This window comes from Brachybacterium equifaecis (assembly GCF_023509525.1).
In the GTDB taxonomy this organism is placed as follows: domain Bacteria; phylum Actinomycetota; class Actinomycetes; order Actinomycetales; family Dermabacteraceae; genus Brachybacterium; species Brachybacterium equifaecis.
Map to the genome: position 1 here is coordinate 1 of NZ_JAKNCJ010000010.1, position 23,692 is coordinate 23,692.

General features: G+C 72.6%; 18 protein-coding genes and 1 pseudogene. 5 read left to right on the plus strand and 14 right to left on the minus strand.

Annotation, left to right across the window (positions count from 1 at the left end):
* Window positions 1-124: 124 nt before the first annotated feature.
* Window positions 125-618 (plus strand): annotated as a pseudogene (locus tag Bequi_RS12705) (transposase); the annotation flags it as partial.
* Window positions 619-640: 22 nt separating this feature from the next.
* Here Bequi_RS12705 and Bequi_RS12710 read toward each other — a convergent pair.
* Together Bequi_RS12710 and Bequi_RS12715 are read right to left on the minus strand one after the other, a co-directional pair.
* The gene (locus Bequi_RS12710) at window positions 641-1,180 is read right to left on the minus strand and encodes a GNAT family N-acetyltransferase (protein ID WP_249738312.1); all 540 of its coding nucleotides are present in this window, start codon (window positions 1,178-1,180) and stop codon (window positions 641-643) included.
* Window positions 1,181-1,253: 73 nt separating this feature from the next.
* Window positions 1,254-2,519 carry a glycosyltransferase gene (locus Bequi_RS12715; RefSeq protein WP_249738313.1) on the minus strand — a complete coding sequence of 422 codons (1,266 nt, stop codon included), beginning with the start codon at window positions 2,517-2,519 and terminating at the stop codon, window positions 1,254-1,256.
* Window positions 2,520-2,683: 164 nt separating this feature from the next.
* On the opposite strand from Bequi_RS12715, the gene Bequi_RS12720 reads away from it, so the two are divergent.
* Window positions 2,684-5,482 carry a glycosyltransferase gene (locus tag Bequi_RS12720; RefSeq protein WP_249738314.1) on the plus strand — a complete coding sequence of 933 codons (2,799 nt, stop codon included), beginning with the start codon at window positions 2,684-2,686 and terminating at the stop codon, window positions 5,480-5,482.
* A 61-nt stretch (window positions 5,483-5,543) separates the two neighbouring features.
* Here the strand turns inward: Bequi_RS12720 and Bequi_RS12725 are convergent, their stop codons facing one another.
* Entirely contained in the window at window positions 5,544-6,725 is a 1,182-nt protein-coding gene (locus Bequi_RS12725) for a glycosyltransferase family 2 protein (RefSeq protein ID WP_249738315.1), read from the minus strand.
* 124 nt (window positions 6,726-6,849) lie between these two features.
* Between Bequi_RS12725 and Bequi_RS12730 the strand changes: the two genes are divergently transcribed.
* A complete protein-coding gene (locus Bequi_RS12730; RefSeq protein ID WP_249738316.1) occupies window positions 6,850-7,980 on the plus strand; it encodes a glycosyltransferase in 1,131 nt (376 codons plus the stop codon).
* A 22-nt stretch (window positions 7,981-8,002) separates the two neighbouring features.
* Here the strand turns inward: Bequi_RS12730 and Bequi_RS12735 are convergent, their stop codons facing one another.
* Complete coding sequence (locus Bequi_RS12735; RefSeq protein WP_249738317.1) at window positions 8,003-9,811, minus strand: ABC transporter ATP-binding protein; 1,809 nt, start codon at window positions 9,809-9,811, stop codon at window positions 8,003-8,005.
* Between the two features lie 113 nt (window positions 9,812-9,924).
* Here Bequi_RS12735 and Bequi_RS12740 point away from each other — a divergent pair, with 113 nt between their 5' ends.
* Both Bequi_RS12740 and Bequi_RS12745 read left to right on the plus strand, forming a co-directional pair.
* Entirely contained in the window at window positions 9,925-11,127 is a 1,203-nt protein-coding gene (locus Bequi_RS12740) for a glycosyltransferase (protein ID WP_249738318.1), read from the plus strand.
* Window positions 11,124-12,254 (plus strand): hypothetical protein, encoded by a 1,131-nt coding sequence (locus Bequi_RS12745; protein ID WP_249738319.1) that lies wholly within the window; start codon window positions 11,124-11,126, stop codon window positions 12,252-12,254. Before Bequi_RS12740 ends, Bequi_RS12745 begins: the two co-directional genes overlap by 4 nt.
* Here the strand turns inward: Bequi_RS12745 and Bequi_RS12750 are convergent.
* Genes Bequi_RS12750 through Bequi_RS12795 form a run of 10 tightly spaced genes read right to left on the minus strand, consistent with a single transcriptional unit; the run spans window position 12,251 to window position 23,668 of the window.
* Window positions 12,251-13,627: a hypothetical protein gene (locus Bequi_RS12750; protein ID WP_249738320.1), complete on the minus strand. Its 1,377-nt coding sequence runs from the start codon at window positions 13,625-13,627 to the stop codon at window positions 12,251-12,253. The two genes, Bequi_RS12745 and Bequi_RS12750, sit on opposite strands and share 4 nt — an antisense overlap.
* A 37-nt stretch (window positions 13,628-13,664) precedes the next feature.
* Complete coding sequence (locus Bequi_RS12755) at window positions 13,665-15,662, minus strand: DUF6541 family protein (protein ID WP_249738321.1); 1,998 nt, start codon at window positions 15,660-15,662, stop codon at window positions 13,665-13,667.
* A gap of 4 nt (window positions 15,663-15,666) precedes the next feature.
* Window positions 15,667-16,665, minus strand: a complete 999-nt coding sequence (locus Bequi_RS12760; protein ID WP_249738322.1) for a Gfo/Idh/MocA family protein — start codon at window positions 16,663-16,665, stop codon at window positions 15,667-15,669.
* On the minus strand, window positions 16,662-17,792 hold the full coding sequence (locus Bequi_RS12765) for a DegT/DnrJ/EryC1/StrS family aminotransferase (RefSeq protein ID WP_249738323.1): 1,131 nt from the start codon (window positions 17,790-17,792) through the stop codon (window positions 16,662-16,664). Before Bequi_RS12765 ends, Bequi_RS12760 begins: the two co-directional genes overlap by 4 nt.
* Window positions 17,789-18,553, minus strand: coding sequence for an acyltransferase (locus Bequi_RS12770; RefSeq protein ID WP_249738324.1), 765 nt, complete (start codon window positions 18,551-18,553; stop codon window positions 17,789-17,791). The genes Bequi_RS12765 and Bequi_RS12770 overlap by 4 nt, the downstream gene beginning before the upstream one ends.
* A gap of 10 nt (window positions 18,554-18,563) precedes the next feature.
* The gene (purE, locus tag Bequi_RS12775) at window positions 18,564-19,133 is read right to left on the minus strand and encodes a 5-(carboxyamino)imidazole ribonucleotide mutase (protein WP_249738325.1); all 570 of its coding nucleotides are present in this window, start codon (window positions 19,131-19,133) and stop codon (window positions 18,564-18,566) included.
* Window positions 19,130-20,335: a 5-(carboxyamino)imidazole ribonucleotide synthase gene (locus Bequi_RS12780; protein WP_249738326.1), complete on the minus strand. Its 1,206-nt coding sequence runs from the start codon at window positions 20,333-20,335 to the stop codon at window positions 19,130-19,132. The genes purE and Bequi_RS12780 overlap by 4 nt, the downstream gene beginning before the upstream one ends.
* Before the next feature lie 9 nt (window positions 20,336-20,344).
* Entirely contained in the window at window positions 20,345-21,727 is a 1,383-nt protein-coding gene (locus Bequi_RS12785) for a sensor histidine kinase (protein ID WP_249738327.1), read from the minus strand.
* 3 nt (window positions 21,728-21,730) lie between these two features.
* Entirely contained in the window at window positions 21,731-22,426 is a 696-nt protein-coding gene (locus Bequi_RS12790) for a response regulator transcription factor (protein WP_249738328.1), read from the minus strand.
* A gap of 51 nt (window positions 22,427-22,477) precedes the next feature.
* A complete protein-coding gene (locus Bequi_RS12795; protein WP_249738329.1) occupies window positions 22,478-23,668 on the minus strand; it encodes an adenylate/guanylate cyclase domain-containing protein in 1,191 nt (396 codons plus the stop codon).
* Window positions 23,669-23,692 lie beyond the last annotated feature (24 nt).

The following is a 23,692-nucleotide window of genomic DNA, read 5'->3' on the forward strand; positions in this document are numbered from 1 at the left end:
ACCTGCTCAGGCGTGTGCCGCTTCCTCGTGTTCGTCATGATGAGACCAGTCTTCCTGCCCGCAGCAGCGAGCATCAAGACGACTCACACAACGACTGGACCTACATCACGGGGTCAGCCCACCGACAAAGATCCACGCACTCGTCGACGGGTTCGGCTGCCGTTGGTGATCGCGGTCACGCCGGGCCAGTCGGGCGACTCACCGATGCTGATGACCCTGCTCGAGCAGTTGCGAGTGACGCGCTCCTGCGGTCGGCCGCGCACGCGACCCGACGTCGTTCGCGGCGACAAGGCCTACTCTTCACGCCGCAATCGCGAGCATCTGCGCAGCCGTCGGATCGTCGCCTCGATTCCGGAGCCCGCCGACCAGGCCGGGCATCGCAAGCGTCGAGGCAGCCGCGGTGGCCGACCACCGAAGCTCGACGCCAGCGACTATCGCGGCCGCAACGTGATCGAGCGTCGCTTCGCGCACATGAAGCAATGGCGCGGGCTCGCTACCCGCTACGACACACTCGCGATCGCCTACCGGGCCTCCGCCATCCTGCACGCAATCATCGCCTGGACAAAGCGCTTGTTGGTCATGCCGTCGCCGCAAGTGCCACCCGGCGCAACGTCGTGACGTTCGCGGACCCTGTACTCACTCACGCGCGAAGGAGCGAGTACATGTACATGTCTCGTCGCTCAGGCCCGACGCGCTCCCACGAGCGCAAGAGCCCCTCTCGAGCGAAGCCTGCCGCCTCGGCAGCTCTCCATGAACCCTCGTTCCAGGGCTCGACATACAGTTCCAGCCGTCGCATGGTTGGGAGATCGAGCGCCCACGTCGACAGTAGGTCTAACGCGGTGCTGGCAAGACCACGCCGCCGGTGTCGTGGCGATATCCAGTAGCCGACGCTCGCGCGTTCCCGATGCGCATCTCTGAACGTCAGGCCGATCTGTCCGACGGCGTCATGCGAGCCCGTCTCAATGATCGCGAACTGGAAGCCCTCACCCGAGGGTGCTCGACCACGCTGGCGCTGGATGTACTCACGCGCATCTTCCGCAGTGCCCGCAGCCGGGATGGACGTGATGTGCGGGATCAACGGGTCGTCGACGACCGAGAGCACCAGATCGACGTCGCGCTCCGCGAACTCGCGCAACGTGAGCCGTCGCCCAGCGATCGTCGGCGTCGATGTCCGCTCCATGTGCCAAGCATGTCACGGCCGAGTGGCCGCGCGTAGTCAGCCACGAACCCCGACGGACCTTGTCAGACACGCCCTAGTCCCTGCGGAGGCGCGCGGCACCGATCGCGCAGGCCAGGGCGCCGAGCGCGAGCGCCGCTCCCGCCCAGGCCCGAGCTCGAGCCCGGCGGCGCGGGGCGGCAGGCGCTGACCGCGCCTGCAGGAGATCCAGGATCGCCTCTGCACCCTCGCGAGCGCTCGACTGCAGGCTGGAGTGGTCCTCGGTCCAGGAGCGCAGCGCACGCGGATCCGGGGTCCCCGCGCCCTCGATGGCCTCGGCCATGGCACGGGCGATGGCACGGGCGTCGTAGTCGGGCGCCCAGCCCAGTCCGCCCTCGCGCACGAGCTGCGTGGCAGCGCCCTGGCCGGTGTGGATGACGGGGGTGCCGCAGGCGGTCGCGGCGTAGATCTTCGTCGGCAGCGCGAAGTCGTATCCCCGCCCGGGGACCACGGAGGAGAGCGCCGCCGTCGCCGCGCGCACGTACGCGGCGACCTCGACCGCCGGCAGCTTGCGACGGAACTCGACGCCCTGGATGCCCCGCTCGGCGACGGTGCGTGCGAACGCGTCCTTCTCCGCGCCCTCGGAGAAGAACAGGAGCCGGGCCTGCGGGTGCTCCTCGCGGAGCAGCGCGAAGGCGTCGAGGAAGATCGCCGCGCCGTGCCACTCGGAGATGGTGCCGGTGTACACGAAGAACGGCCCCGGCTCGGCGGCCCGCGGCCCCTCGATCGTGAACGCCTCGGTGTCGATGCCGTTGCCGATCATCGCGATGGGGGCATCCATGCCGATCAGCTCGCGCACGCGCCCGGCCACCCCGGGCGAGATCGCGAGGATCAGCGATGCGCGCCGCCACACGAGGTTCTCCATCGCGCGGACCGTGCGCCGCACGAGCAGCGGCACCCCGGGGACGGTCTCGGTGGCATCGGCCCACACGTCGGCCGCGTAGTAGACGTAGGGGACGCCGCGGATCCAGGAGGCGGCCATGACCGCGAGGCCCGTGGTCGGCGGCGGCTCGGAGATGATCGCCTGCAGGTCGCGCGCGGCGAGGAGGCGCAGCACGACGGGGAGATCGAAGCTCATGTAGGAGACGTACCCCCGCACGTGGCCCTGCCGGTCTCGCTTCACGGGGAATCGGGAGACGTGCCGGACCCGGTCGCGGTGCCCCTCGGCGCCCGGCGCGGACGTGGTCAGCACGAGGACTTCGGCGCCGGCCTGCTCGAGAGCGATCGCCAGGGCCTCCTGCCGGAAGGCTGCAGGAGTGGGCTCAGGAGCGAAGAGCCTGGTCGCGAGGGCCAGAGTGGGCATCGCGCCACGGTAGCACGCAGGGCCCCTCGCGGACCTGGCACGGACGCCCCTCACGGACCTCGCCGGGAAGGCCCCGGAGCGCGGGGATGCGCACGGTGTCACGCGCACGGTGTCACGCGCACGCTGCCGGGCTGCTCCCGCGTGCGGCCCGTAGTATCCCGTGCATGCCTGACGCCCCCTTCGACCTGCCGGAGACGGCCCTCTCGACCTCAGGGGCCGAGGGCCGCCCGCACGTGCTGGTGCTGTGCTTCTCGCCGCTGGCGCGCGATGCGCGCGTGCTGCGCCAGATCGATGCGCTCCTGCCCCGCTACGAGGTCACGACCTGCGGGTACGGCCCCGCCCCGCGCGCCGGCGCCGCGCATGTGCGCCTGCCCGACGGCCTCACCGCGTGGAAGCTCGACCGTCCGGCCGTCATGCTGCGCCGCTTCGCGCGCGCCTACTGGCGCCAGGAGTCCGTGCGCGCCGCCGCTGAGGCGCTGCGCGGCCGGCAGTTCGATCTGATCCTCGCCGACGACGTGGAGACCGTGCCGCTCGCGCTGTCCCTGCGCCCGCGCTTCGGCGTGCACGCCGATCTGCATGAGTACTCGCCGCTGCTCAAGGAGAACCTGCCGCAATGGCGGCTGTTCGTCGCCCCGTACATGGACTGGATCTGCCGCACCGCCGTCGCCCGCGCCGACGCGGTGACCACCGTCGCCGCAGGGATCGCCGAGGAGTACGAGCGCCGCTTCGGGTTCGACTGCAGGGTGATCACCAACGCCGCCCCGTTCCGGGAGGGCTCCCCCACCGCCCCCGCCTCGCCGCTGCGACTGGTGCACTCCGGGGCGGCGATGCCCGATCGCGAGCTCGAGGTGATGATCGACGCCGTGCAGCTGCGCCTGGATGCGGGCCAGGACCTGCAGTTCGACCTCTACCTCACCCCCAACACCCCGGACTACGTGGCCGCCCTGCGCCGCCGCTGCGCGGGCAGCGGCGGCCGGATCCGGGTGCTCGATCCCGTTCCCCACGCCGAGCTCGCGGAGGTCCTCGCCGGGTATGACGTCGGCCTGTTCGCCTGCCCCACGACCACGTTCAGCCTGCGCCACGCGCTGCCGAACAAGTTCTTCGACTACATCCAGGCGCGGCTCGCGATCGTCATCTCCCCCTCGGTGGAGATGGAGCGCCTGCTCGCTGCTCACGACCTCGGCGTGGTGAGCGAGGCGATGGACGCGGGCAGCTTCGCTGCCGCGCTCGCCCTCCTCACCCCCGAGCGCGTGCTGCGCCACAAGCGCGCGGCCGACGCCGCCGCGCCGCTGCTGAGCGCTGAGCACGAGACGCCGAAGCTCCTGGAATCCCTGCGCCGCATCGAGGAGCGGGCCCGGACGCACAGCCCCGCACGCGCCCCTCTCGGCCGCGCAGCCGCGCTGCGCGCACGGTCGCGGGACCTGCCCCCGCTGCGCCGCTGGCCCGCGATCGCTCAGGGCCTCCTCCTGCGCTCCCTTCCGCTCGACGTCCCGCTCGCCCGCGGCGCTGCGCGCGCAGCGCGGCGGGCGCCCGGGTCCCTCGGGGCGCGCGCCGCTTTCGCACTCGCCCATGCGCCCCTCGCAGCCGGTGAGGGGGCGCCGCTCGAGGTCGCCGCGGCCGTACGGCAGATCCTGCGCGCGGCCGATGCGCAGCTGCGCCGGGGGCGGGACGGATCGGCCGCGGAGCTGTTCGACCTCGCGCTGCAGCTCGCCTTCCATCCGAGCCTGCAGTCCGGCGCCGGTGCTCCGCCGCTCGCCTCGGATCCAGGGGCCTTCCTCGCCCCTTTCGAGCGCAGCACCGTCGGCCGCCTCATGATCGAGCGCCCCGACCCGGAGCTCTCCGCTCAGCCTGCCCCGCCCGATCCCTCGCGCCCCCGGCGGATCCTCGTGCTCTCGCACGACTCCTGGACCTTCGTGCGGCGCGTCCAGGAGGGCCTCGAGTCGCGCACGGCAGAGGCGGGGGGCCGCCGTGCCGAGTGGCGGACCTTCGATGTGACCTCCCTGCCGCCCGCGCAGCGGCCCTCCCACCGGGCGATCGCCGGGATGCGGATGGCCTTCTCCCGCCGCGGCCTTCTCGCCCCGGTGCCCTCCGCGCTCGCGGAGCAGCTCGAATGGGCCGACGTGGTCCTCATCGAGTGGGGCACCTACCCGCTCGCGTGGTTCTCCCTGCTCGACACCGCGCGCTTCGGCATCGAGACCATCGCCCGTCTGCACCGCTTCGAGGCGTTCACCCCCTACCCGATGCTGACCGCGTTCTCGCGCATCGACAGACTGCGCTTCGTCTCCCCCGCGGTCCGCGCCCAGGTCGAGCGGATGGCCCCGCGCCTGGCCCAGTGCGCCGACGTCGATGTCATCCGCAACGTCCACGACCTCTCGGCATTCGCTCCGGCGAAGGATGCCGACTCGCCGTTCACGATCGTGCAGATCGGCTGGGCGCCTCCGGTGAAGGACGCCCTGTTCGCGCTCGATGTCCTTGCGCGGCTGCGCGCGCAGGATCCTCGCTACCGCCTCCTGCTGCTGGGAGCGGAGCTGCCGGCGGTCCCCGAGACGCGGCATCGCGACTGGGCCGCCCAGGTGCGCGCTGGGCTCGATCAGGCTGGTGCGGGAGCGGAGGTCCTGGGCTTCCGCGACGACGTCCCGCAGATCCTGGCCCGGGCCGGGTTCGTGCTGTCGTCCTCGCGCCATGAGGGCACGCACGAATCGGTCGCCGAGGGCGCGGCCGCGGGCTGCGTGCCGGTGGTGCGCGACTGGCCGGACGCCTCCGCGTGGGGCGGCGCGGCGACGATCTATCCTGCGCAGTGGATCGTGGAGGATGCCGAGGAAGCCGCGCAGCGGATCCTCGCCCACCGCGACCCGGAGGCCCTCGAGGCGGCCGGGGCGGCAGCGCGCGAGTGGATGCGCGCGGCGCGCGATCCGGACGAGATCGCGCGCGAGTACGAGCGGCTCCTCGGCCTGCGCGACTGAGAAGGCTGGCACTCCGCGCCCTCCCGCACCGCGAGGCGGGGCCTCCGGCGACCGGGCGGCCTCAGGCCTGCGCGCGGGCGCGGGCTCTGGTCAGCGCGCGGCCGGCGAGGTGCTGGCGCAGGGGCGACTGGGCGGTGAGGCTCTCCCACGGCCTGAGCGTGATCACCTTCGAGAGGCGGGGGCCGCTCCAGAGGCGGCGCACGAGGGTGCGCAGAGCGCTCGCGTCTCCCGACTGGGCCAGGCGCAGCACGCGCGCCTCGCTCAGCGCGAGGCCGCGGGGCAGACGCCCGTGCAGGGCCCGCAGGTCGGCGAGCGCGGTGCGCAGGAATCGCGCATCGGCCACTGTGTACGCATCGGGGTGGCCCTCCTCTATCCCCGCCCCCGTGCGGCGCACGATCGCGGGGATGACCTGGGCGCGCAGCAGCTTGACCAGGATCGCCTCGCGCTGCGCCGTGCCGAGCACGGCGATCCAGGGCTGGGCGAGCAGCGGGCGCAGGAATGCGAGCTCGCGCTCCAGGGGGCCGACGAGAGCCGTCTGACGGGAGGCGCCCATGTCATCGGTGACCCGGTACGCGGGGGCGCCTGGGCACTGGGCGAGCCGCATCCCGGGCGCGAACCACAGTCGCAGGGCCGGCTCGATGTCCTCGCCGTTGCCGAGGCCGCCCTCGGTGTAGCGGAACCCGATCCGTTCCAGCGTCTCGCGCCGCAGGAGCCCCAGCGGCGCGGTGCGGTGCGCGAGCCCGTCGGCCACGGGGTCCAGGAGATCGGGAGCGTGCGGCCGCGCGAGCGGAGTCGCGACGAGGCCGCGGTCCGTGCGGATCGGGGCGAGCACGGCGTCGGCCCGCAGCTCGAGGGCGCGCGCGTACCAGGCGTCCAGCGCCCCGGGCTCGAGGATGTCGTCCGAGCCGACGGTCGTCACGAACTCCGCCCGTGAGCTGTCGATGCCCCGGTTGAAGGGGCCGGCCGGGGAGGGGATCTGATCGGCGAGCTCGAGCAGTCTCACCCGAGGATCCAGGGCCCCCGCGCTCTCCAGCGCCTCACGGATCCGGGCGGCCGGGAGGTTGTGGCAGACGACGCTCACCTGGAGACGGGGACCGCTCGGCCCCCCAGCTGCGAGGGCCGAGGCGACGGAGCGGGCGATCGGCCGGGCCGGATCATGGACGGCGATGATGACGTCGACATCCGCGCTCTCGGCTGCTGCCGGTTGCGCCGCGGCGGGTTCAGGGAGGAGGGGCCGGGCCATGCGCCCAGCCTAGGGCAGGGGGTGCCGTCGGGACGCTCCCGGGGCACGGCATCGGGATGCCCGGAGCGGCCCGCGGCGGGATGCCCGGAGCGTCCCGCCGAGCGGCCCTTGGTAACATCCCGGCATGCCCCGACCCTCCCTGCTGATCCTGTCGTTCTCGCCGATCGTGGGGGATGCCCGGGTCCTCAAGCAGGTCGAGCTCTTCCGCCGCGACTACCGGGTCACGACCTGCGGCTACGGTCCGGCTCCCGAGGGGGTCGAGCACCACGTCCGGATTCCGGATGACGTGACGAGCTGGGTCTGGGAGCCGAAGCTCGTCATCACCCATGCCCATCCCGCGACCTACTGGTGGAACCCGGCGATCCGCTGGGCCCGCGCGCACCTGGGCCGCGGCGAGTTCGACGTCATCCTGGCCAATGACGTCGAGGGCTCCGGGGTCGCGAGCGCCCTGCGGCCTCGCCGCGGATTCCATGCGGATCTGCACGAGTTCTCCTCCCGTCTGAACGAGCAGGATGCGGGCTGGAACCGCCACATCCGGCCCCTGTTCGAATGGATGGTCCGCCGGCATGTGCGCCGCGCCGCGAGCGTCACCACGATCGGCCCGGCCATCGCCGCCGAGTACGAGCGACAGTTCGGCCTGCGCGATGTGCGCGTGGTCCCCAACGCCGCCCCGTTCGAGCCGCACCTCGCCCCGCAGAGCGTCGGCGAGACCATCCGCCTGGTCCACTCCGGGGCCGCGCGCCGGGAGAGGGCGCTCGAGCAGCACATCGACGCCGTCGCCGAGGCCGGCGCGGGCTTCACCCTGGACCTCTACCTCACGCAGAACACGACGCCGTACTTCGAGGAGCTCCGGGCGCGCGCCGCCCGCACGGCGAACGTGCGGATCCTGGATCCGGTGCCCTATTCCGACCTGGTCCGCACTCTCAACGGCTACGACGTCGGCCTGTTCTCGCTGCCGCCGATCACTTTCAACACCCGCTGGGTGCTCCCGAACAAGTTCTTCGACTTCGTGCAGGCGCGCATCGGACAGGTCATCGGGCCCTCCCCCGAGATGGTCGACGTGATGGCGCCCTGGGGATTCGGCGTGGTCGCCGAGGACTTCAGCACCGAAGCGCTCGCGCGCGCGGTCGCCTCCCTCACGCCCGAGATCGTCGCCGAGCAGAAGCGGCGCGCGGATGCAGCAGCGCGCCCGCTCTCGGCGGAGTCCGTAGTGCAGGTGTGGAAGGACGCGGTCGACGCGATCGCAGGGGTCTGAGATCGCGGGGGTCTGAGGGCTCTCAGCGCCCCGACGGGTCCTCGCGCAGCAGCCCGGCGAGCCCTGCCTGCAGGGCGAAGTCGGGGCTCTGCGCGACGACCTCGTCGAAGGTGCCGACGACCTCGACCGTCCCGTCCTTCATGAAGCAGATCTGGTCGGCCCCGCGCACGGTGGAGAGCCGGTGCGCCACGGAGATCACAGTGACGTCCCCGGCGAGCTCGGCGAGCGCCTTCGAGACGGCCGCCTCGGTCGAGGAGTCCAGGGCGCTGGTGGCCTCGTCGAGCACGAGCACGAGCGGATCCGCGTAGAGCGCGCGGGCGATGCCCAGGCGCTGGCGCTGGCCGCCGGACAGTGCGATCCCGCGCTCCCCGACCTTCTCGTGGATCCCGCCCGGGCGGGCGAGCACGGCGTCCAGGAGCTGCGCGCGCTCCAGCGCGGCCCGGACACGGTCCTCGTCGGCGTCATCGCTCCAGGTCAGGGCGACGTTCTGGGCGAAGGTGCCGTCGAAGATGGTGACGTCCTGCGGCACATAGCCGACGCGGGCCCGCCAGGTCGCGAGCACCTCGCGCAGATCCGTGCCGTCGAGCAGTATCTCGCCGTGCGAGGGCACCAGCAGTCCCAGCAGCAGGTCGATGAGCGTGGACTTGCCGGCCCCAGAGCTGCCGACGATCCCCATCGTCGAGCCGATCGGGATGCGCAGGTCGACGCCCTGCAGAGCCGGCGCGGCGGCGCCCGGATAGGTGAAGGCGACATCGCGCACCTCGAGCAGCGCCGGGTGCTCCTGGAGGGGTGCGCGGCCGATGCTCTCGGCCTGCTGGACGAAGCTCTTCGCGTCGTTGATATCGCGCACGACCGCCTCGGCGTGGGTGAGCGCGGCGTTCATCTGGTTGGTGTTGGACTGCATGGCGGTGATCGCGGGGATCATCTTGAACCCGCCGAGCCCGAAGATCGCGACCGCCGTGAGCGCCGCATCCATCGAGCCGCCGCTCACCAGCAGCGAGACCCCGCCGACCACGAGCACCCCGCCGATCAGCGCGATGTCCACGATGAAGCGCGGCACGGACTGGAAGAAGCGGATGTCGGCGCGGGTGCGCGCGGCGGCGCGCTGGTAGCCGTAGACGGTCTTCGCGACCTCTCCGGCCTTGTCGCGCAGGGTGATCTCCTTGAGCGCCGAGATCATCTCCGAGACGATCGAGACCATGCCCACGCCCGCCAGGCGGTTCTCGTACCCGGCCTGGTACGAGCGGCGCGAGACGACGAGATACATCGCCAGCGCCACCAGTCCGAGATACACGAAGGTGACGAGGGCCGTCAGCGGGGCGGCGAAGATCAGCACCGCGAGCGCGCCGAGGAAGGTGATGAGGTTCGTCGGAGTCTGGGTCGAGGGGATGATGACGCCCGAGATCGTGTTCGCCATCCCGACGTCGACCATGCGCACGACCTGCGCCGACGTGCGCGAGAGGCGCTCGGTCCACGGCGCCCGGATGTACGCCTCGAAGAGCTGCGAGCCGATGATCTGCTCGAATTCGGCGAAGCGCCGGGTGGCTCGTCGCTGCAGCAGGATGTTCAGCACGGCCTTCACGACCATGAGCATCGCCGCGCCGACGAGCAGCGGGATCGCCCAGGTCTCGGGCAGCGCGCCGATGAGCGGGATCCGGAAGGAGCCGCCGCTCATGATGCCCGTGAGCACGAGGGTCATGATCAGCAGAGAGATCGTGTCCAGCACGGCGAGCGCGGCATTGGCCAGCGAGAAGAAGCGGATGAAGCGCCGGGCCTCCGCAGGGAGCATCGGGATCAGCTCGCGCAGGACCGACCGGACCTTGCCCACCATGCCTCCAGCACGCTCTCGTCTCATGGCGGTGCGCGCAACGCCGCCGAGCGGTCATCGTACCGTCGCGTCCTGCCCGTCCCGGCGGCCCGACCTGCGGATGGCAGGATGGTCACGTGCTCGTCACCATCGTCACCACCTGGTTCCCCACGGCCGCTCGGCCCGCCGTCGGCCCGTTCGTCCTGCGGGATGCACGGGCGATCGCTGCGACCTCCGGCTCCCGGGTGCGCGTGGTGCATCTCATCCCGCCCTCGGATCTCGCGGCCGACGGCGGCGCGGCCCGCATCGCGGTACCCGTGCGGGCTCAGAGCGCCCTGCCGGCAGCGCGCGAGGGCACGGGGGCCGACGAAGGAAGCATCGAGGTGCTGCGGATCCCCTTCGCCCCGCAGGATCCGCGCACCTGGGCGGGTGCTCGCGCACCGCTGGCCGCGGCGCTGCGCGGGAGCGACGCGGTCCATTCGATGGCGATCTCCTCGCTGCTCGCGCTGCGCATGGTGCAGGTCCCCGCGCCCTGGGTCCACACCGAGCACTGGTCGGCGCTGACCACCCCGGCGAGCGCGCCCGCGCACCTGCGCGCGGCCATCCCCGTCTTCCGTCGCCTGCTGCGCAGGCCGGACACGGTGACCGCGGTCTGCGAGTTCCTCGCCGCGCCGATCCGCGCAGAGCGCGGCCCTCGGCCGGTCGCCGTGGTCCCCTGCATCGTGGACCCGGTCCCGCTCACCCCGCGACGCGACCGGTCCGACGGCACGCTGCGCCTGGTCTCCACCGGGGCGCTGATCGAGCGCAAGGATCCCCTGGTCGCGGTGCGCGTCGTGGCCGAGCTCGCCCGCCGCGGCGTCGATGCGCGCCTGGACTGGCTCGGCGACGGACCGCTGCGCAGCGCGACCGAGGAGGAGGCGCGCGCGCTGGGGATCGCCGATCGCATCACCCTGCGGGGTCAGGTCGCCGCCGACGAGGTGCTGCGGACGGTCGCGGAGGGCACCGACCTGTTCTTCGGCCCCACCCGGGCCGACAACTTCTTCGTCGGCGCAGCCGAGGCCCTCGTCGCGGGGCGCCCGGTGGTGCTCGGCGCCACGGGCGGCCAGGGCGAGTACGTCGACCCGGCCGTCGGGGAGCTCGTCGGCGTCCAGGATCCTCGCGCCTACGCGGACGCGATCCAGCGCGTGGACGCGGCGACCCGCGACCTCTCGAGCGAGCAGATCTCCGAGACCATCGGGGAGCGCTTCTCGACCCCCGTCGTCGGCGCGCAGTATCGGGAGGTGCTGGAGGAGACATGCGAGCGCGGCAGCGGACCTCGAGTCTGGACGGGCCGCGCATGAGCCGCAGCGCGGTCGACACCGAGATCATCATCGCCTGCCACTCGGTGCAGCGTCCGCTGGCGGATGCGGTCCGCAGCGTGCTCACCGGCGCCGGCGAGCACATCGGCGTGCGGGTGGTCGCGCACAACATCTCCGGCGCGCAGCTGCTCGCGCAGATTCCCGCGCACCTGCACGAGCGGGTCCGCCTCCAGGAGCTCCACGACGGCCTGCGCAGCCCCGCCGGTCCCTTCCAGGCCGGGCTCGACTCCTCGACCTGCGAGTTCGTCGGCATCATGGGGTCCGACGACGTCCTCGAGCCCGGCGCCGCCGACCGCTGGCGCGCGCTGCTGCGCTCGAGCCGGGCCGACGCCGTCCTCGCCCGGATCCAGCGGGAGGGGGCCCGCTTCCCGGTGCCGACTCCTCCGGCCCGGCCCGGCACGCTGCTGCGCTCCGCCCTCGGCGCGCCTTGGGTCCTCGACCCCCTGAGGGACCGGTCGGTGTACCGCTCCGCCCCGCTCGGGCTGATGCGCATCGCAGTGCTGCGCGAGCTCGGACTCGCACTCACCCCGGGACTGCCCGTCGGCGAGGACGTCGACCTCACCACGCGGCTCGTACTGCGCGCCCGCGTGCTGCATGACGCCTCCGGCCCCGCCTACGTGGTCCGCGCCGGCGCCCACGACCGCACCACGTTCGTCCCGCACCCCCTGCCCGTGCAGCTCGCGTTCTTCGACACCGTCCTGCAGGCGGATCTCGCACCTGAGGAGCGCCATCTCGTGGCGCTCAAGCTGCTGCGGATCCACGTGTTCTCCGCGCTCGTGGTGCGCGAGAGGACGGAGATGTGGAGCGCGCAGGACCGCGCCGACCTCGCCCGCATCACCGCCCGGCTGCTGCGGGAGCACCCGGACGTCCCCCGCGATCTGTCCCTGGCCGACGCGCGGCTGGCCGCGGCGTGCCTCTCCCCCGCGGTGCCGACCGCGCGGCTGCTCGACCTGGCCCGGGCGCGACGCCGCCACGGCCGTCCCGCGACCCTGCTGCCCGCCGATCCCCGCCGGATCCTCGCACGCCAGGGCGCCCTGCGCACGGCCGCAGCGAGCGCCGCGGCGATGCTGGCGCCCCGCACCGGCGGCGGCCCACGCTCCGGCTCCTAGAGGATCTCCTCCCGCTGCACGCCGTCGGGCGGCAGCGGGATGCTCAGCGCGTCGCGCATCCGGTGGAAGCCGAACTCGTAAAGGCAGGCGAACCACACGACTGCAGCCGCATGATTCGAGGCGAACTCCATGTCGGGGTGGCGCCCCAGCAGAAGTCGGCGCAGGCCCACGTGGGAGATGTCGAAGGGCATGTCCCGCAGCTCGGTGACCTCCCAGAAGTCCTGCGAGGCGGGAGCGGCGGTGCGCAGCTCGTCCCAGCTGAGGCTGACGCGCGCGAGGTAGGAGAAGCAGGGCTGCATGCGCAAGTGGTCCAGGAAGAATCCGGTCGCGATCTGCTCGCGCACGGCGCCGAGGTCGCGCGAGGAGCTTCCGAGCGACAGCTCCTCGTGCATGCCCCGCACGGAGGACAGCCGCGGATCGATCCGGCCCTCCCCGTCGACGTCGTCCGGCGTCATGCCCTCGGCCACGATGTGGACCTTGGCCCGAGTCCGCGGTGCGGACGGATCGGTGCCGGCGATCATCGACCGCCCGCGCACCCCCAGCACCAGGCGATTGTCAGATGTGACCACCGCTGTCCCGCATCCCACCTTTGCGAGGAAGGGGAGGTGTCCGAGGTCCTCAAGCGAGTGCACGTCCAGTCCCCACGCCTCCCGCAGAGAGCGGCCGCCCGTGGACGGCGCCTCGAGCGGAGCGTCGAGATCCGCTCCGGTCGCGAGGAAGCGGTAATAGGTGGATCTCGCGGCCGTCAGCCGATAGACGGGCCGGCGCCGGTCGCCACTGCGCTCGAGAGCGATGCGGGCCGCGCGGAGATCCACGCAGGCATCGTCGGTCAGGGCGATGGACAGCTCCCGCGCGCGAGCCTCAGCCGCAGGGACCCGCAACCGATAGGCGTCCCGGGCGATCGCATCCTCCTCGCGCTCCGCAGCGAAGCCCGGTTCCCACTCCATCGCGGCGCTCTCCGTCCACTCCCGACCGTGGCCCGCCGAGGCGATCACGGCGATACCGGGGATCCGCATCGCGCCGACCGAGAGGCTGCCGCTGCGCCACGCGCTCGCGTCGAAGCGCCGCAGCGTCTCCGCTTCCCGGTGGGCACGCAGCTGGGCGCGGAAGGCGACGAGGGCGATCCCGAGGGAAGCGGTGATGGTCAGCAGCGTCCCGATCAGGGCCACCGCCATCTCCCGCCAGTACGTGCCGTCGACGGTGCCGTAGGTGTAGAGGAGGAAGGTGACCGCGAACATCGCGACGAGAGCGCAGAAGATCAGCGCGGGGCGCAGCATCCACCACGACTGGTTCATCCGCGCGCGCAGCCGCGCGCTGCGGCTCATCTGCTCGGGCACGACGGCGGCGTTCGCGCCGGGGTTCGGGGAGGGCATGGGCCGATCCTAGTGAGGTCTCCGCGCGAGCGGCCGGTCAGCAGGGCAGGTCGAGGCGGTACAGGCGGTACAGCCCGTCCGGGCTCTGGGCGACGAGAGTCTGGCCGGTCGGGTAGAAGCGATCCAGCGCCCCGTAGACCTGGCGGTGCAGCGGGCTCATGATGAGCCCTGCGCGGAACGGCGAGCGGTCCTCGTAGAAGTAGACCTCCTCGCCGAAGCCACGGAGCGTCCTGCACACCTCGGGGTCGGTGAGGATGTCGTCCCCCCGGGTCGCGAGGAGCATCTGCGTGGGCGTCGAGGGGTATCCGCCGTGCGGGAACACCACGCTGCGGTCGCCCAGGCTGTAGAACATCGGCGTGCCGTCGGAGGGGACACCGAGCACCACGGCCGTGCGGGGGATCTGCGCGGAGGACTCCTCGATGAAGTCGCGCTCCTCGCTGCTCACGTAGGCCACGAGATACCCATCGCGATGCAGCGAGAGCTCGAGCAGCCGCGGCATGCGCATCCAGTCCGTGGCCGTGAGGGCCACCGGTGCGAGCAGCGCGGCTGCGATCCCCAGGCCGAGGGCGGCGCGCAGCGCGGGGGCGCGCCGCCGCAGCCAGGGCACGATCGCGGCCAGACCGATCGCCGCGAGCGCGATCGCCGTCATGGTGAACATCGGCAGGATGCGCTCGCGCGCCTGGAACCAGGGATTCGCGAGCGAGGAGATCGGAAGGAACGGGATCATCGCCCCGAGCGCGATGACGAACGTCGCGATCAGGTGGATCACCAGCGCCAGCCCCAGCGTGGTGCGCCGCCGCAGCACGCTCACGACGCCGACCAGGGTCAGCAGGTAGACCGGCACCACGAACAGCAGCTTGAGCGGGATGACCGTCAGGCGCGGCCGATCGGCGAGCATGGTCATGACGACCGCGGGGCCCGACATCCACGGCTTGACCGTCTGCGCCATCGATCGCAGGAGGGTCGCACCGACGACGTCGTAGACCACGAGCACCGCGAGGCAGGCGCCGAGTCCTGCGAGCGCGAGCCGGCGCCGCGTGCGCAGCTGGCGCACCAGGACCGCCACCGCGATGCACCAGGCGAGCACGGCGGCCGAGAAAGCCATCGAGGGGTGGACGCAGATCGCGCCGCCCACGATCAGAGCGACCGGCAGCGCGGACACGACGGTGCCGGTCGGCCCCACCGAGGATCGCGCGATGCCCTCCCGCACGCGCCGCACCGTCAGCAGCGCGGCCGCCATCACGGCGGGCAGGAGGGAGGAGGCGAACGCGTTCGGCCACAGGCCCACGGTCAGCGCCATGAAGGGGATCGAGAAGAACAGGAAGACCGACGGCACGAGGAGACCGGCGATCAGCGCCCGCTGCCAGCGGGGGAAGGAGGCCGGCGTGAGGATCCACAGCAGGGAGGCCATCGCGGTCGCGCTGCTGCACAGCATCACGAGCACGCTCGCGTTCACTGCGCGCACGATCTCCCCGGGGACCAGCGAGGCGACCTGGTGGAAGAGGATCGGGTAGAAGGTGGGGCTGCCGTCGAACATGATCTCCAGCCCCGTGAACGGCGAGACGTCCCCGCGGTCCCGCACCAGCGCGACCGCGTTGTAGTGGAACATCGAGTCGAAGGAGCTGATCAGCGAGTTCAGCCCGGGAGAGATCCGGTACATGGGGACGAGCAGCACGAGCGCCGCGACGAGCGCGGCGGCGCTCAGCACCGCCCCTCCCAGGAGACCGGCGGGAGCATCGTCCGGAACGGAGAGCACTCCCGTCCGCGCGCGGGCGACGCGGCCCACCAGCCCCCCTGCGAGTGCGACGACTGCGGTCCCCGCGCCTGCCGTCCCGAGGTTCCAGGGGATCCCCGCCAGGGGATACAGGAGCCCCAGCAGTGCGAACACGCCGGCCGTCATCGCCGGGGCGAAGCCGACCGCATAGGGCAGGCGGACGCGCGCGGCGAGGATGAGCGCCAGACCCGGGACGTACAGCACCGCCCCGGCCACCAGGAGGACGATGATCGCGTCGGAGGTGACCTCTCCGGCGATCATGCGCTCACTGCTCCAGGCGGATGACCGCGCCCTCGCTCGCCGACTCCAGCACGGCCTCCACGGCCCGCACGGTCGCGAGCCCCTCGCGCATGGTGACGATGTTGTCGCCGCGCCCGAGGACCGCGTCGCGGAAGGCCTCGTGCTCGGTGCGCAGCGGCTCCGCGCGGTGCAGCGCGTAGCGCACCATGTCGCCCTCGCTCACGCCGCGGAAGGACTGCATCGACTCCCACGTGTTCTCGCGGGCTTCCGCGTTCGCGTAGAACGTGAGGTCAGCGGTGATGGTGTCGGCGACCAGCGCGCCGTTCTCCCCCGTCACCGCGGTGACGCGCTCCTTGAACGGCGAGAGCCAGTTCACCAGATGGTTGGTGAGGGTGCCGCTCGCGAGGCGACCGGTGATCGAGACCATGTCCTCGTCCTCGCGCCCCGAGCGGCGGGTCGAGACGGCAGCGACCTCGGCGATGGGGCTCCCGGCGACCCAGGCGGTGAGGTCGAGATCGTGGGTGGCGAGGTCCTTGACGACGCCGACGTCGGCGATGCGCGCGGGGAACCCTCCCTGGCGGCGCGTGGCGATCTGGTAGATCTCCCCGAGCTGCCCCTCGGCGATCCGGCGCCGCATCTCCTGCAGGGCGGGGTTGTAGCGCTCGATGTAGCCGACGGCGCCGACGAGGCCCGCGCTCTCGAAGGCGCCCGCGATCTCCTCGGCCTCGTGGATGTCGAAGGCCAGCGGCTTCTCGACCAGGCAGTGCACTCCCGCCTCGGCGAAGGTGAGGGCAACGTCGCGGTGGAACTGCGTGGGCACGGCGACGACCGCGTAGTCGATCCCCGCCGCGACCAGCGCCTCGGCGCTCGGGAGCACCTCGAGACCGGGTGCGGCGCCGTGCGGATCGCCGTAGGCATCGGCGACGGCGACGAGCTCGACGCCGTCGATGGCGCGCAGGTTCCGCGCGTGGTGGCGGCCCATCATGCCGAGACCGATGAGCCCGGCGCGCAGGGGCGCGCTCATGCGCCCGCTCCGGCGACGGTGCGCACAGCCGAGATGATCCGCTCGAGGTCGTCGTCGCTGAGGCTCGGGTGCACGGGGAGGGACAGCACCTCGGCGGCGATCTGCTCGGTGACGGGCAGTTCGAGCGCGAGGCCGAAGGAGGGCAGGCGGTGCACGGGGGTCGGGTAGTAGACCCCGCAGCCCACCCGGTGCTCCTCGCGCAGGGCGGTCGCGAAGCGGTCCCGCTCGGCGCCCGCGGCGCCGAGCAGCCGGATCGTGTACTGGTGGTAGACGTGCTCGGCGCCCTCACGGACCACGGGGGTCGCGAGACCGTCGATGCCCGCGAGGCCGGCGTCCAGCCGCGCGGCGTTCTCGCGGCGCTGCGCGGTCCAGCCGTCGAGCTTCCCGAGCTGCACCCGGCCGATGGCGGCGTGGATGTCCGTCATGCGGTTGTTGAAGCCGGCGATCTCGTTGGCGTACTGGACCTCCATGCCCTGGTTGCGCAGCAGGCGCACCTGGCGGGCCGTCTCGGCGTCCCGGCAGGAGACCATGCCGCCCTCGCCGCTGGTCATGTTCTTCGTCGGGTAGAGGGAGAACATCCCGAACGCGCCGAAGGTGCCGACCTGCTGGCCCTTCCAGGTGGCCGCGTGCGCCTGCGCGGCGTCCTCGGCGACCCAGAGCCCGCGGCGCTGCGCGAGCTCCATGATGCGGTCCATCTCGGCGGGGTGGCCGTACAGGTGCACGGGCTGGATGCCGACGGTGCGCTCGGTGATCGCGGCCTCGATCGCTCCGGGGTCGATGCAGAAGGTCTCCGGGTCGATGTCCACGAAGACGGGAGTCGCGCCCGTGATGGCGACGGAGTTCGCGGTCGCGGCGAAGGTGAAGGAGGGCACGATGACCTCGTCCCCCGGTCCGAGGCCGAGAGCGAGCATCCCCAGATGCTGGCCCGAGGTGCCGGAGTTCACGGCGACGCACTCGAGGCCGCCGGCGAGGTGCGCGGAGAACTCGGACTCGAAGGCGGCGACCTCGGGCCCCTGCGCGACCATGCCGGTGGCCATGACGCGATCCACCGCCTCGCGCTCCTCCTGGCCGATGATCGGCTTCGCGGCGGGGATCATGGGGAGCTGGTCCTGCTCGGCGGCGCTCATGCGGTCGCTCCGTCCGTCGTGTCGTCCTGCTGGGGCTGGCCTGGATCCTGAGTCTCCCCCGCTGCGGCGAGCGGGGCGTCGGCGTACTGCCGCTGCGCGGCGGCGTCCTGGGCGAGGGCCAGCCCACCGGTCATGCGGTCCTCGACGTACCACTCCCCCGTCTCCGGGCACACCCAGGCGTCGGTGCCGTCGGAGGCGGGCTCGAGGGGGCGCCCCGCGCGACCGACCCAGGCGATGCGCCGGGCGGGGACTCCGGCGACGAGCGCGTGCGGGGGCACGTCGCGCGTGACGGTCGCGCCCGCGGCGACCATCGCCCACGCGCCGATCGTGACCGGGGCGATGCACACGGCGCGGGCGCCGATGGAGGCGCCCTGCTCGCAGGTCACCCCCACGGGCTCCCAGTCGTGCGCGGACTTCGGGCTGAGGTCGCCGTTGACGGCGCGCGGGAAGTGATCGTTGGTGAAGACGACGGCGGGGCCGACGAAGACGCCCGCGGCGAGCCGGGCCGGCTCGTAGACCAGCGCGTAGTTCTGCACCTTGCAGCCGTCGCCCATCTCGACGCCGCTGCCGATGTAGGCGCCGCGTCCCACGATGCAGTCGCGGCCGAGGCGCGCGTCCTCGCGCACCTGAGCGAGATGCCAGATCGCGCTGCCCTCGCCGATGACAGCAGTGGGCGCCACATCGGCGCTGTCCACGATGCGCACGCCCTCGCGCTCAGGGGTCTCGTCGGCGCTGCTGCCGTCGGAGATCGTCTCGTTCATGAGCCCGAACCTATCGCGCGAGGCCGGGAGCGCCGAGGGAGTCCCGCAGCGACGCGCCCTTGGCGTAGGCCATGTCTCGCAGCTCGCCCTGGAACTGCACCATCTTCTCGCGCAGCCGCACGCCCTCGGCGTCATCGGCGGCGCCGAGGATGCGCGCCGCGAGCAGGCCCGCGTTGCGGGCCCCGCCGATCGAGACCGTCGCGACCGGCACCCCGGCGGGCATCTGCACGATCGAGAGCAGGGAATCCATGCCGTCGAGGTGCTTCAGGGGCACGGGCACGCCGATGACCGGCAGCGGGGTGAGAGCGGCGAGCATCCCGGGCAGGTGGGCTGCGCCCCCGGCCCCGGCGATGATGACCCGCAGGCCCCGGCGGTCGGCCGAGCGGCCGAACTCGACCATGTCTTCGGGCATGCGGTGCGCCGAGACCACGTCGACCTCTGCACCGATCCCGAACTCGGCGAGCGCCTCGTGCGCCGCGCGCATCGTCGGCCAGTCCGAGTCCGAGCCCATCACGATGGCGACGCGGGGGGCGGGCTCTGCCGTGCTGACGGCGGGATCAGGGCTCATGCGGGTGCTCATGCGGAGGCTCCTTCGGTGGTCTCGGTCGCGGCGTCGCCGCCGCCGTTGATGAGGCGCTCGGCCCGGTGGGCCCGAGCGCGGAGGTCCTCGAGGTCCTCGCCGGCGACGCAGACGTGCCCGACCTTCCGGCCGGGGCGGACGTCCTTGCCGTACAGGTGGACCTTGAGGCCCCCGTCCTGCTCCATCGCGGCGCGCATGCCGCGGGCGAGATCGCTCTCCTGCCCGCCCAGCAGGTTCACCATCACCGCGTGCGGCGCGACGGGCGCGGTCGAGCCCAGCGGCAGATCTGCGACAGCGCGCAGGTGCTGCTCGAACTGCCCGGTGACCGCGGCGTCCATCGACCAGTGGCCGGTGTTGTGGGGGCGCATGGCGAGCTCGTTGATGAGGATCTCGCCGTCCTCCGTCTCGAACAGCTCCACCGCGAGCATGCCGGTGACGTCCAGGTCCTCGGCGATGTGCAGTGCGAGCTGCTGGATCCGCTCCTGGTCAGCGGCATCGAGACCCGGCGCAGGGGCGACCACCTCGAAGCACACGCCGTCCCGCTGGGTCGACTGCACGACGGGGTACGCGGCGCTCTCGCCGCCGGACCGGCGCGCGACCTGCGCCGACAGCTCCCGCGCGAAGGGGACGAGCTCCTCGAGCAGCAGCTCCGGGTGCAACTCCCACCAGTCGGCGACGTCCGCGCTCGAGGAGATGACGCGCACGCCGTGCCCGTCGTACCCGCCGCGGGGAGTCTTCGCGACGAGGCGGCCGCTCGTCTCGGCGGCGAGCGCGGCGTCGACCTCCTGCGGGCTCGCGGCGCGCCACCAGCGGGGGCAGGGGTGCCCGGCTGCACTCAGTCGCTCGCGCATCCTCAGCTTGTCCTGGGCGTGGACGAGGGCGGCGGGGCCGGGGCGCACGGCCGCGATGCCCTCGTCGAGGATGCTCTCGAGGATCTCGGCGGGCACGTGCTCGTGGTCGAAGGTGAGGACGTCCGCGGCCTCGGCGAGATCGCGCACGGCCGCGGGATCGTCATGGCGGCCGATCCGGACGGCGGCGGCGCCCTGCGCGGCGCTCTCGTCCGGAGCGGTCGCGAGCACCTCCACGGCGAGGCCCAGCTCGATGGCCGGGCCCAGCATCATGCGGGCGAGCTGGCCGCCTCCGATCACGCCGATGCGGCGCGCGGGGACGGACGGGGAACAGGGGGTGGAGTCTGCCGGCACGGTCCCATCCTACGGAGCGCTGCGCCGGCGCGTGATGCCCGCGCCCGCGTGGGGGCCGCGCCCGCGCCGGCGCCTCGGCAGCACGGCGCCCTGGGGCAGGGAGCTGAAGGCGTCGTGGCGGTCGTCGGCGCTCGCGCTCTCATCCCCGGGCGCGGAGATCAGGAACACCCCGAAGGTGGCGGGTCGCTCGTTCAGCAGCTCGAGGCGGCCGCCGTCGTCCTCCACCAGGGTGCGGGCCAGCGCCAGGCCCACCCCGGTGCCGGAGGAGGACCGGCCGGAGATCGCGCGCTCGAACACGCACTTGCCGAGCGCGGGGTCGATCCCGGGGCCCTCGTCGGAGACCTCCACGACGGTCGACTTCGCATTGCGCCGCACCTTCACCTGCGTCCGGCCGCCGCCGTGGGCGAGGGAGTTCTCCACCAGCGTCGCGATCACCTGCGTCAGCGGGCCGCTGGATCCCCACACGGCTGCGGAGCGCGGCACCTGGATGCGCAGCTCGCGACCGGCGGCGCGGAACGCCGGGGACCACTCCTCGCTCTGCTGCGTGAGGACGCTGCGCAGATCGACGACGCCCGGAGTGCGCCGCTGGGAGGAGCGGGGAGCGTTGATGAGGTCGTGCACGACCTCGGTGAGGCGGTCGATCTGCTCGAGGGAGATCCGCGCCTCCTCGCGCACCCATTCCTCCGAGCTGGTCGCGAGGATCTCGTCCAGTCGCATGGAGAGCGCTGTCAGCGGCGTGCGCAGCTGGTGCGAGGCGTCCGAGGCGAGCCTGCTCTCCGCCTCGAGCCGCTCGGTGAGCATCGCGCCGGAGCGCGCGAGCTCCTCCGCGACCGTGTCGATCTCGGCGATCCCGCTCGGGCGCCACTGGCCGCGGGCGCGGCCGCTGCCGAGCTCCTCGGCGCGGCGGGTGAGCCGCGCCAGGGGTGCGGCGATGCGCTGCGCCTGCCACAGCGCCACCGAGACGCCGATGGAGATGGCCGAGAGGCCGACGACCGCGATCAGCACCGCGGCGCTCGCGGTGTGCGCGCGCACCTCGGCCTCGGGCACGGCGACCACGATCAGCTGGCCGTAGCTGCCGCCGAGGGAGGCGAAGGTGCTCGTGTCACCGGGAGGGTCGCCGGCCGAGTAGGTGCTGCCCTGGTAGGTGACCTCGATGTACACGGTCAGATCGGACTGGCTGTCGACGATCTGCTGCAGGGCGATCTCGTCGATCGGGCGATCCGCCTGGAGGCGGCGGTCGGTGGCCACGCGCACCTCGTCGGCGATGTCGGTGGCGCGGGAGATGAGGTTCTGCTGCACCTGGCCGAGCCAGGCGCTCGCGAGCGGGATTCCGAGCAGCAGCACGGCCAGGAGAACGGTGATGACCGTCGCCTGGAGGACGCGTGCGCGCACCCGTCAGTTCCCCTCGCCCGTCTCGAAGCGGAAGCCGACGCCGCGCACGGTCGTGATGCGGCGGGGGTTGGTGGCGTCGTCGCCGAGCTTGCGGCGCAGCCAGGACACGTGCATGTCGAGCGTCTTGGTGGAGCCCCACCATTCGGCGCCCCACACCTCGCGCATGAGGTCATCGCGCGTGACGACGCTGCCCGCCTCGCGCACGAGGACCGTCAGCAGGTCGTACTCCTTCGCCGAGAGGCTCAGCTCCTCGTCGTCGGCGTACGCGCGCCGGGCGGCGACATCGAGGGTGACGCCGTTGACCTCATAGGCGGTGGAGGACTCCTCCGCGACCTGCGCGCGCCGCAGCAGCGCGCGGATCCGGGCCTGCAGCTCCCCGAGCCGGAAGGGCTTGGTGACGTAGTCGTCGGCCCCCGCATCGAGCCCGACCACGGCGTCGACCTCGTCGGCCCGGGCCGTGAGGATGAGGATCGGGGACTCCAGTCCGCCCTTGCGCAGGCGGCGCGCGACCTCGAGGCCATCGAGATCCGGGAGCCCGAGATCCAGGATCACCACATCGATCGGATCGGCCCCGGCGGCGACGACCAGGGCCTCCATGCCGCGCGAGGCGCGGGTCACGGTGTAGCCCTCGCGGTCGAGCGCCCGGGAGAGAGGTTCGGCGATCGCGGAATCGTCTTCGACGAGCAGGAGTCTGGTCACGCCCGTCATCCTACGACCCGCCCCTTCGGAGGGTCCGACCGCGCAGCGGCCTCACAGCCCCATGTCGAGGGGCGCGAGCGTGCCGCGCTCGAGCACGACGCTGTCCACCGGGCCGATCCCGTGCAGCTCGATCTCGGCGCGCCTGGCCTCGCGGAAGCCGCCGGGCAGGGCGCGGGCGACTGCCTCCGCCGTCTCCGCATCGACCAGCACGGTCCCCTGCTCGGCGACGCTCTCCAGCCGCGCCGCGAGATTGACAGTCGGACCGAACACGTCGCCGTAGCGCGAGAACATCGATCCCCAGCACAGGCCGAGCCGCACCGGAGGGAGATCCGGATCCGCGGCGAGGGCCTCTGCGATGCTCACGGCGATCTGCGCGCCGTCCTCGGGCGTGTCGGCCAGGAACATGATCTCGTCGCCGACGGTCTTGACCACGCGGCCGCCGCCCACGGAGATGATGTCACGGCACAGCACCTCGAAGTGGCCGACGACATCCGCGAGCTCGGCCCCGCCGAGCGTGCGGGACAGGCGCGTGAACTGGACGAGGTCGGCGAAGCCCACGGCCCGGTGCAGGGGGAAGACCTCGTCATGGTGCCCGCTCTCCGAGGCCTGCAGCACCTCCGAGCCGGCGCGCGCCGCGTAGGCGGCGAGCTGGCGGCGGAACGTGTAGAGCACCTGGGTCTCGAGGGTCTCGAGCATCTGCGGGATCATCTCGAGCATGTGCTCGCGCGCGGCGGCGTCATCCATGCCGAGCGTCGACTTCGACTCGTCGACCAGCGCTTCGGTGATCCACATCGCGAGGCGGCCCATGTGGTAGCCGAGCCCGCGGGACATGCTGGTGAAGGCCCGCTCGGAGAGCGTGCCGTCCTCGACGATCGCCACGAGGTCGCCGATGGCGTAGGCGTCCTCCTCCGTGAAGACGACCGTGTCCTCGTCCACGGGCGTGAATCCGAGGGAGCGCCAGTAGGTCGCGACCAGCCGCTCGGGGATGCCCTGCTGCTCGGCGAGGTCGCGGCGCGAGAACTCGCGGGTGCCCTGGAGCAGGACGCGCTCGAGCGCGCCGACGCTGCGCCGCACGGAGGCGAAGCGCCGGTTCAGCGAGGCGATGTCCTCAGCCTCGGAATCCTGCAGGGCGGTGCCGAAGGGGGCGAATCCGGGTGCCGGCTGCACGGGAACGGGATCAGAAGCGGGATCGCCGGAACCGGTCTGGTCGGGTTGCTGGGGTGCGCCGTGGGGGTCGGTCACTGGTTCGTCTCCTGCGGGGTCCGC